This window comes from Bradyrhizobium sp., from assembly GCF_019242285.1.
GTDB lineage: Bacteria > Pseudomonadota > Alphaproteobacteria > Rhizobiales > Xanthobacteraceae > Bradyrhizobium.
This window is the reverse complement of the sequence record NZ_JAFAVV010000272.1, coordinates 1-8214: the sequence shown is the minus strand read 5'-3', so window position 1 is coordinate 8214 and position 8214 is coordinate 1. Positions and strand designations below refer to the sequence as shown.

The window sequence follows — 8214 nt, the reverse complement described above, 5'->3', positions numbered from 1 at the left end:
GCTGTTCTTCGCAGCAAGGCTCGGCACCGTCGGCGGCGACATCGGCGTGGGGCTGGAGGTGATCGTGCTGACCGCGACCGTGCTCGGCGGCATCACGCTCGGCGGCGGCAAGGGGTCCGTCGCGAAATCAGCTGCGGGCGTGCTGATCGTCCTTTTGATCACCAACGGCCTGACCACCTTGAACGCGCGCGGCGGCATCAACCGGATGGCGCTGGCGGCGATTCTCCTGATCGCGGCGATGATCGACATCCGCTGGCAGAAGAACCGCACCCGCATCATCAGCAAGGTCTATGTCGCGCCGACGTATCATGCATTGCCGCCACCGCCGCCTACCGAGATCGGCAAGGGCGGCCCGTTCGAGCAGAACGACAAGCTGCGCGACGTGCAACTGATCGGGCTCGGCCGGATCGAGGCACCCGAGGACGTCATCCTCGACCGCAACGACGTGCTCTATGCCGGCTCGCGGCACGGCGACATCATCCGCTTCTTTCCGCCCGACTATGAGCGGATGGAGGTGTTCGCCCATATCGGCGGCCAGCCGCTGGGCATGGCCTTCGACCCAAAGGACAACCTCTATGTCTGCATCGGGGGCATGGGGCTCTACCGCATCAGGCCCGACGGCACCGTGGAGAAGGCGACCGACGAGACCAACCGCAGCCTGCGTTCGGTGAACGACGACAGCCGGCTGCGGCTCGCCGACGACCTCGACATCACCGACGACGGGCTGATCTTCTTCTCGGAAGCCACGGTGCGCTACGAGATGGACGAATGGCCGATCGATGGCCTGGAAGCGCGCGGCAACGGCCGCGTCATCTGCTACGACACCAGGACGGGCAGCACCCACACGGCGTTGCGCGGGCTCAAATTCCCGAACGGCGTGGCGGTCGCAAGCGACGGCCAGTCGATCCTGTTCGCCGAAACCTTCGGCTGCTCGATCAAGCGCTACTGGTTCGCCGGCCCCCGGAAGGGCGCGGTCGAGATCGTGATGGACAACCTGCCGGGCTACCCCGACAACATCAACCTCGCTTCCGACGGCAATTACTGGCTGGCGCTGGTCGGCATGCGCAGCCCCTCGCTCGATCTCGCCTGGAAGATGCCGGGCTTTCGCCGCCGCATGGCCAAGCGCGTGCCGATCGACGAATGGCTGTTCCCCAACATCAACACCGGCTGCGTCGTCAAGTTCAACGAACAGGGCCAGATCCTTGAATCGTTCTGGGACCTGAAGGGCGTCAACCATCCGATGATCACCTCGATGCGCGAGCACCGTGGCTATCTGTATCTCGGCGGCATCGCCAACAACCGGATCGGACGGTACAAGCTCGAGAACGCCGACCCCGACTTCGTGCAATACGACGTGCGATGGAGGATCAAGGCATGATCGCCGCCATCCGCGACTTCGCCAACCGCTTCCTCGGCCGCGGCGAGGCAACCATCACCGTGCCGTCGTTCGACGGTGCGCTGAAACCCAACCAGCGGCTCGAATCCGCGCAGGTCCTGCTGGAGTGCGACGCGCCCGAGGCTCTCGCCAGCGACGGCGCGACACTCTATCTCGCCGACGGCGCAGCGCTGAAGCGGCTGGAGCAGAGGACCGCGACCGAACTGCGCACGTTCGAGCGGCCGATCTCTGCGCTCGCTGCGCTTCCGGGCGGCCGGCTCGCAGTGGCGCTCGGGGGCATCGAGGTGCGCATCTATGCGAGCGCGACGGCGTCCGAGCCCGAGGCCGTGTTTGGGAGCGGCGCGCTGCATGCCGTCAACGCGCTGGCGCCGGCGCTTGATGGCACGCTGATCGCGACCGACGGCTCGCAGACGCGCGGCGTCGCCGACTGGGCGTGGGACCTGATGGAGCTCGGCCGCACCGGACGGGTGCTGCGGCTCGATCCGACGAGCGGCGCGGTGCGGCAGCTCGCGTCCGGGCTCGGCCATGCCTTCGGCGCTGTGGCCGACGGCGGCGACGTGCTGGTCAGCGAGAGCTGGCGGCATCGGCTGGTCAGGGTCGCGCCGGACGGCGGCCGCGGGATCGTGTTGCGTCACCTGCCGGTCTATCCCTCGCGGCTCGCGCCCGCGTCGGGCGGCGGCTTCTGGCTGACCGCGTTCCTCGCGCGCACGCAGCTCGTCGAATTCGTGCTGCGCGAGCCCGGCTATCGCCGGCGCATGATGGCGGAGATCGATCCGGCGCATTGGGTGGTGCCGCGGCTCTCTTCCGGGCACACTTTCAAGGAGCCGTTGCAGGGCGCGCACATCAAGACCATGGGCGTGATGAAGCCATGGGCGCCGCCGCGCTCCTATGGCCTCGTCATCCGCCTCGGCGCCGACGGTCAGCCGCGCTATTCGCTGCACAGCCGGGCGGATGGGATCAATCATGGCGTGGTCGCCGCGGTCGAGGCCGGCGGCGACCTGGTGATGATCGCCAAGGGACCCGGACGCGTCCTCAAAGTCTCGCTGGCTGATCTCGCCGAGGAGTTCGGAGCATGACGGAGACCGTGCTGTCGCTGTCGGGTGCGACCAAGCTCTATGCCGGCGTGCCGGCCATCGAGCAGGTCGATTTCGACCTGCGCCGCGGCGAGATCCATGCGCTGGTCGGCGAGAACGGCGCCGGCAAGTCGACGCTGACGAAGGTGATGGCCGGCGTCGTGACGCTGACGTCCGGCCGCATGACCATGGACGGGGTGGAGGTTTCGCCAAGGTCTCCGCTGGAAGCGCGACAGCTCGGCATCGCCATGGTGTTCCAGGAGAACAGCCTGGTGCCGACCATGACCGTCGCCCAGAACCTCTTCCTCGGCCAGGAGAAGTTCTACAACCGGCTGCGCGGCATCTACATCGCCGCCCAGCAGTTCCTGCAGTCGCTGAACTTCGACGTGACGCCGACGGCCACCGTCGGCGCGCTGGGCGCTGCCAAGAAGCAGATGGTCGAGATCGCGCGCGCCGTGCTGCACAAGGCCAAGGTGATCATCTTCGACGAGCCGACCGCGACGCTGACGCCGGAGGAGAAGAAATACTTCTTCGACCTGGTGCGTGACCTCAAGAAGCGCGGCGTGTCGATCATCTTCATCTCGCATGCGCTGGAGGAGGCGCTGCTGCTCGCCGACCGCATCACGGTGCTGCGCGACGGCAAGCATGTCGTCACCGACGACGCCGCGAAATTCGACCGTGCACGGATCGTGCAGGCGATGGTCGGGCGCGACCTCTCCAACACCCTCTACGGCGTCCGCAAGACCAGCGTGCGGCCGCCGGGCAAGCGGGTGCTGACGGTGCAGAACCTCAAGATGGCGCCGATGGTGAAGAACAATTCGCTGTCGGTGTTCGCCGGCCAGATCACCGGCGTGTTCGGCCTGGTCGGTGCAGGGCGCACCGAGACCTTCAAGATCGTTTCCGGCGTCCTGAAGCGGGACTTCTTTCACGGCGGCGAGATCCTGCTGCACGACAGGCCGGTGCGCTATCGCGTGCCGGCGCCGGCGGTGAAAGCCGGCATCGCCTATGTCACCGAGGACCGCAAGGTCGAGGGATTCTTCGAGACCGCCTCGATCGCCCGCAACGTCTATCTCGGCCTGTTGGCAAAATTTCCGCAGCGCAGGACGCTGCTGTCGCCGCGCGAGACCAGATCGGTCGGCAAGTCCTGGATCGAGCGTCTCAAGGTCCGCGCCATCGGCGACGAGGCCAAGGTGGTCGAGCTGTCGGGCGGCAACCAGCAGAAGGTCGTGATCGCGAAATCGCTGGTGCAGGAGCCCGAGCTGATCATCTTCGACGAGCCGACCCGCGGCGTCGACGTCGGCGCCATCGTCGAGATCCACGAATTGATCAACCGTCTCGCCGATGAGGGCAAGGCGGTGGTGATGATCTCGTCCTATTTGCCGGAGATCATGGCGCTATCGGACCGCATCCTGGTGTCGCGGCAGGGCAAGGTGGTCGAGGAGTTCTCGGCGCTGGAGGCGACCGAGGAGAAGATCATGTACGCGGCGATCCATTGACGCGAGGCAGCGAAGACCTTTGCTATTCCTCCGCTCCCAGCGAGCGCAGGCATTCGGCCATTTCGGCTTTCGCTTTGCCGCCGCCATAAAGCGCCCAGCCCAACGGCGTGCCGTCCCAGATCGTGTCGCGGATGTCGAGCCGGGCGCCGCGCCGGACCAGCAAGCGTACCACGGCTTCGTGACCACCGAGCACGGCCTGGTGCAATGGCGTCGTGTGTGGATGGTTGCTCTCCGGGTTGTAGCGATCCGGGTCTGTGCCGGCGTCGAGCAACAGGCCGACGGTTTCGGCATGGCCGTGCTGGGCAGCGAGCGAAAGCGCGCGCCGACGCGCCTCTGTGTCCGAGGAAGGCAGGAGGCGGGCTGTGTCGTCGACGAGTCCGAGCCCGGCGGCATGAGGCAGGTCGATCCGCGCCCCGCGCTCAGCCAGCGCCCTGGCGGCATCGCTCATGCCGAACGCGAGCGCGGTGAACAGCGGCGTTCCCCATTTTTTCGTTCCGCATCCTTCGATGGCGGCACCGAAATCCAGCAGCAGGTGGATGAGCGGGACCTGCACTCCGGCAGCCGCCGGGTGGCTGCTCGACACCAGCATGCTCATGGTCGTGCAGGGCGCGCCATACATGTCGGCGAGCGCATCCGCGTCCGCGCCGGCCTCGAGCAGCGTCCGGGCGATCGCAACTGCGTTAGGCGGCGTCCGTTGCCGTTCATGTTCGACGCCGTTGGCGGCGACGTAGTGCAACAGGCTGGCGCGATGCACCGGCGGGTCGAAACAGCAAATGCGGCTGGAGCGCGCGTGGATCAGAGCGGGGTCGCGGCGGAGAGCCTGCCGAAGCCTGTCGAGGTCGCCGTCGACGACGGATTCCACGGCGGATTCAAATGCGAAGACGGAACCTTCGGAACATAGCGCTTCGACATGGGTCGCGAGCGACGGCCAATCGCGGAAGTCGTGAGAGCGGGCGATCGCCAGGCGCGCATCGTCAGGCGAGAAGTCCGCCTCGCGGACCTCGGAATCGGGCACGGCTTTGACCAGCCACTTGATTTTCTCGTCTCTGAAGCGGGGATGGTGGCGACGGAAGAAATCGATGGCCTCGGGATCACTTGCGCGCCGTGCGGCAAGCAGGCCTTCTGCCTGTTCGTCATAGGCGGAAAGCGGCGAGGCGAAGGCGACTTGCTTCAGCTTCATGCAGAGAGATTATCACGGCAGGCTGGCGGATGAAGAGCGAGCTGCCGCCAGCAACGCCTTCGTGATCAGGCCGCGAGCGGCAATGTGACGATGAAACGGGCGCCGGCCCAGGCGCGGTGGATGGTGAGCGCGCCTTTCAACTGCTTCACCGGCAGGCCGACCACCTGCATGCCGAGCCGCTCGCTGGTCCTGGGATCGAAATCCGCGCCGCAGGCCTTTGCCGGAATCGGAAACCGCCACCCGTAACTATGCACGTCGCTGTGCCTTGTCGGGCTGCGGGGGCTGTGCGATCGGCTGCTGCCCGACATCTCCGCTCAGATCGCCGAGTGCGACGCGCACCATGCGGGCAAGATCGGATTTCCGGTAGGGCTTCGAAAGCAGCACGACGCCCTCGTCCAGCCGGCCGTGATGCACGATCGCATTGTCGGTGTAGCCGGACGTGAAGAGCACCTTGGTCCCGGGGCGGAGCCTCTCGGTCTCGTCGGCGAGCTGACGGCCGCTCATGCCGCCGGGCAGGATGACGTCGGTGAACAGGAGATCGAAGGGCGCGCCGCTCTGCACGCAGCTCAGCGCCTCGCGGCTGTCGGCCGCGGCGATCGTCCTGTAGCCGAGGCTTCGTAGTTGCGCCATGACGAAATCTCGCACGATCGGATCGTCCTCGACGACGAGGATGGCCTCGCCGCCCCGCAAGACCGGCGCGCCCGCGATCGCCTGGGCTTCCTCGACAGCGCTGGCCGGCGGCAGATAGAGCCGGATCGTGGTGCCATGGCCCGGCTCGCTGTAGATCTTGATATGGCCGCCCGACTGCTTGACGAAGCCATAGACCATGCTGAGCCCGAGGCCGGAGCCTTTGCCGACGCCCTTGGTGGTGAAGAACGGATCGAAGGCCTGGTCGCACACCTCGGGCGGCATGCCGCAGCCGGAGTCGCTGACGGCGATCATGACGTAGGGACCGGACGTGACGTCGGGATTGGCCCGCGCATAGGCCTCGTCCAGCACGACACTGCGGGTTTCCAGCAGGAGCTTGCCGCCCTCCGGCATCGCGTCCCGCGAGTTGATCGCCATGTTGACGAGCGAGTGGGCGAGTTGCGAGGAATCGACATGGGCCTCGGCGACGTCGTCCTCGAGGATGGCGTCGATCTCGATCTGCTCGCCGAGCGTCGGACGCAACAGCTTGGCGATGTCGAGGATCGCGGTGTTGATGTCGATATTGCGCGGCCGCAGCGGTTGCTTGCGGGCGAAGGCGAGCAGGTGCTGGATCAGCTCGGTGCAGCGTTCGGCGGCCTGGCCGACCAGGGCGGCGGTCTGCAGCGCATCGGGGTTGCCCTGAAGCTCGTCCATCAGCACCTCCATGGTGCCCGTGATCACCGTCAGCATGTTGTTGAAATCATGCGCGACGCCGCCGGTGAGCTTGCCGATCGCCTCCAGCTTCTGGGCCTGCTGCAACTTGCGCTCGGCCTCGTGGAGGTCGGTGATGTCGTGGACAACGAGGCAGGCGCCGCTGATCTTGCCGGCGGCATCGCGCAGCGGGCGGCCGCTGACCGAAACGCGCACCTGCTTGCGGCCGTCATGCGGACGCACGACGACCTCGCGCTGGTCGAGGAACTGGCCGCGCAGCGCCAGCGTGTACGGTCTGTTCTCGGGCTGGATGGTCGTGCCATCGGTCTCGCAGAAGGTGTTGATCTTCCAGAGATCGGCGATCGACATGTCATCGCGATGCCCCAGCAACCGCTCCGCTGCGGGATTGGTCAGCAGGATGTCGCCACGGGTATCGACGACCAGCACCGCTTCGGCGATGGTGTTGAAGGTGTTCTCCATCACCGAGAAAGAATGGCGGACCACTTCATTGACCGCGCCGATGTGCTCCTCCTGCGCCACGACCTCGGCTTCGAGAGATTCATTGGCGGCCCGTGCGGCGGTCAACGAGGTGGCGAGCGCGCGGTTGGAGAGGTAGGCGCCGCGGATCAGGTACATGGCAAGGATGAGGATCAGCAGGACTCCGACGAGATCGGTCGTCAGCAGAACCTTTCCGCTCCAGTCCGATTGCGCCGACCGCACCGCGAGCAGCCGGTGCTCCTCGGCGCTGAGCGAATCGAGATTGGCCGAGAGCTTGTCCATGGCCACGCGGCCTTCGGCCTTCGATATCAGCGCCGTTCTGCCCGCGGAGTCATGCGCGGCCTGCAGGCGCACCAGCTCGGCGATGATCGCAAGCCGGCGGCTGAGGAGCGGCTCGGTGCTTGCGACCAGCCGGCTTTCGTCGTCATTGTCGCTGACCGCCTTCTTCAGGTCGGCCAAGGTTTCCGGAATGGCGGAGCTGGTTTCGCGGAACTCGCGCGCGAAGTTCTCATCATTCGTGAGCGCGAAACCGCGCGCCGCGCTTTCGGCCCTGCGAATGAGCAGGCGCACGTCCGCTATCTTGTTCAGGACGTCCAGCGTGTGATCGACCCACGCCGTATCGGTGCGTGACCTGACGTCCATTGCAATCGACGCCGCGCTGATGACGAGAAGAACGGCGAGGCCGATTCCGACAATGAGCCGCTGGGACAGGAATGCAGCTCTCAATGCACGCACGGTGCAGCCTCTGGCGCGCGCCTGCCCGCCGCTGCCCATGCGCGGTGCTGAAATAACACGTTAAGGCCCGCAGGAATCATTGAATACCGGCCACATAGCCGCTGTGGCGTGCATGATGTCAGCTCCGAGGTGACATATCTCTTAACGCCCCGGGCGAATCGCGAAGACGAATCACCCCCGATAACAATTCTCCGCGGAAATCGTGCGGCTATCTGCACTAAACCGTGCACATGGTCGGGCGCGGTAACTAAATTCCTCTCGAACGCGACGCAGCGAAAAAAGGGCGGTGCAATCGCACCGCCCTCGAAGGCTGACTAAGCCTGTCTTGCGACGGCTTACGGGCAGGGATGCCGCAGGCCGTCGTAGCCCAGATAGGTGCCGCTGCGCGGATCGTAGGAGCGGAAGCGCGCCGAGCAGTAGGCGACCGGATCGCTGTCCGGATCGACCCCCGGGCCCGGATCGGCATAGACCGGCGCCGGCGCGTAGTAGGGCCCGGGG

8 protein-coding genes are annotated in these 8214 nt (G+C 66.2%); 4 read left to right on the top strand and 4 right to left on the bottom strand.

The features are described 5' to 3' along the window. From JOY90_RS10500 to JOY90_RS10490, 3 genes are all read left to right on the top strand, one after another. Positions 1 to 1378, top strand: a 1378-nt coding sequence (locus tag JOY90_RS10500; RefSeq protein WP_291691065.1) for an SMP-30/gluconolactonase/LRE family protein, incomplete at its 5' end; no start/stop codon positions are given. Further along, a complete protein-coding gene (locus JOY90_RS10495; RefSeq protein WP_291691064.1) occupies positions 1375 to 2472 on the top strand; it encodes a hypothetical protein in 1098 nt (365 codons plus the stop codon). The genes JOY90_RS10500 and JOY90_RS10495, both read left to right, overlap by 4 nt. Further along, entirely contained in the window at positions 2469 to 3965 is a 1497-nt protein-coding gene (locus JOY90_RS10490) for a sugar ABC transporter ATP-binding protein (protein WP_291691063.1), read from the top strand. Before JOY90_RS10495 ends, JOY90_RS10490 begins: the two co-directional genes overlap by 4 nt. Positions 3966 to 3987: 22 nt before the next feature. Here JOY90_RS10490 and JOY90_RS10485 read toward each other — a convergent pair whose 3' ends face one another. Continuing rightward, the gene (locus tag JOY90_RS10485; protein ID WP_291691062.1) at positions 3988 to 4827 is read right to left on the bottom strand and encodes an ankyrin repeat domain-containing protein; all 840 of its coding nucleotides are present in this window, start codon (positions 4825 to 4827) and stop codon (positions 3988 to 3990) included. Positions 4828 to 4875: 48 nt separating this feature from the next. Here JOY90_RS10485 and JOY90_RS10480 point away from each other — a divergent pair, with 48 nt between their 5' ends. Beyond that, on the top strand, positions 4876 to 5178 hold the full coding sequence (locus tag JOY90_RS10480) for a hypothetical protein (RefSeq protein ID WP_291691061.1): 303 nt from the start codon (positions 4876 to 4878) through the stop codon (positions 5176 to 5178). A gap of 32 nt (positions 5179 to 5210) precedes the next feature. Here JOY90_RS10480 and JOY90_RS10475 read toward each other — a convergent pair whose 3' ends face one another. The 3 genes from JOY90_RS10475 to JOY90_RS10465 form a co-directional block, all read right to left on the bottom strand. After that, positions 5211 to 5399 (bottom strand): hypothetical protein, encoded by a 189-nt coding sequence (locus JOY90_RS10475; RefSeq protein WP_291691060.1) that lies wholly within the window; start codon positions 5397 to 5399, stop codon positions 5211 to 5213. Continuing rightward, entirely contained in the window at positions 5392 to 7716 is a 2325-nt protein-coding gene (locus JOY90_RS10470; protein WP_291691059.1) for a CHASE3 domain-containing protein, read from the bottom strand. Before JOY90_RS10470 ends, JOY90_RS10475 begins: the two co-directional genes overlap by 8 nt. 335 nt (positions 7717 to 8051) lie before the next feature. Beyond that, the coding region (locus JOY90_RS10465; RefSeq protein ID WP_291691066.1) for a BA14K family protein at positions 8052 to 8214 on the bottom strand (163 nt) is incomplete at its 5' end.